The sequence below is a fragment of the Peribacillus sp. P4_D6 genome (assembly GCF_056401795.1).
This window is the reverse complement of record NZ_JBFUIQ010000355.1, coordinates 1-998: the sequence shown is the minus strand read 5'-3', so window position 1 is coordinate 998 and position 998 is coordinate 1. Positions and strand designations below refer to the sequence as shown.

The 998-nt window shown below is 41.0% G+C and carries 2 protein-coding genes; both read left to right on the top strand.

The window, feature by feature from the left end; all coding sequences use genetic code 11:
* The coding region (locus tag AC1DVB_RS27535; RefSeq protein WP_477592010.1) for a cytochrome ubiquinol oxidase subunit I at nucleotides 1–119 on the top strand (119 nt) is incomplete at its 5' end.
* A 123-nt stretch (nucleotides 120–242) separates the two neighbouring features.
* On the top strand, nucleotides 243–998 hold a 756-nt coding region (locus AC1DVB_RS27530), incomplete at its 3' end, for a cytochrome d ubiquinol oxidase subunit II (RefSeq protein WP_477592008.1).

Below are 998 nucleotides of genomic sequence, written 5' to 3'. Positions count from 1 at the left end.
GTACCGGCAGACAGCCATGGACGATATACAGGATGCTGACAACGGAGGATTCAGTCACTTCGTACGAAAACCTTGGATTCTTATTCACGATGTTCATTATTGTATATATCATTTTATGAGTTTCTGTCGTGTTTACACTTTTGTATTATTTCAATCGTCATTCCGTAATGGATGATATATATAAAGCCGAAAATAAAGGTGTAAGACTTTTCGATTCGAATTCATAAAAGGGGGGAAGGCGAATGAGTGATGCTCTTCTTGCAATAACACTGGTCTGGGGCTTTATTTTTCTTTATGCCATCATGGCCTCTATGGATTTTGGCGCGGGCTTCTGGGCAATGACTTACATTAAAAAGGAAGAGACGAATGCTACCAAGATAGCGAATAGCTATTTATCACCAACTTGGGAAGTGACGAATACTTTTGTGGTTGGTCTTGTCATTGCGATTTACAGTTTATTCCCAGGTGCGGTATTCCCGATTGGGGTAGCCTTGATCGTTCCCGCGAGCCTGATATTGGTTCTGCTATGTATTAGGAGTGCTTTCTTGGTTTTCTCGCATAGCGTTGACAAATATGAAAAAGCGTTAACGTATATCTCAGGATTGACGGGATTGATCATACCGGGGCTATTAATCAGCGTATTGCCAATCACTCATCTTGGGTTTGTCGAAGGCGTGAGAGGAAATGAAGAATTGAATTTATCTAAACTTTTCACTAGTCCGAATGAGTATGCATTTGTGGGATTCGGCATTATGAGCACGCTTTTTTTATCTTCTTTGCTCCTGTCCGATTACTCAAAACAGGCCGATGAAATGAAAGCATACAAAATATATCGCAGGGATGCGATGATAACGGGACCGCTTATGTTGGTCATGGCTCTGTTGGTCATGCTCACGTTAAGAAACGAAGCGAATTGGATTTACCAAGGAATGATGAAAAACTCTGCATTGTTATTCATCTCGCTCATTTTTTTCATCATTAGCGGGATAGCACTGTAC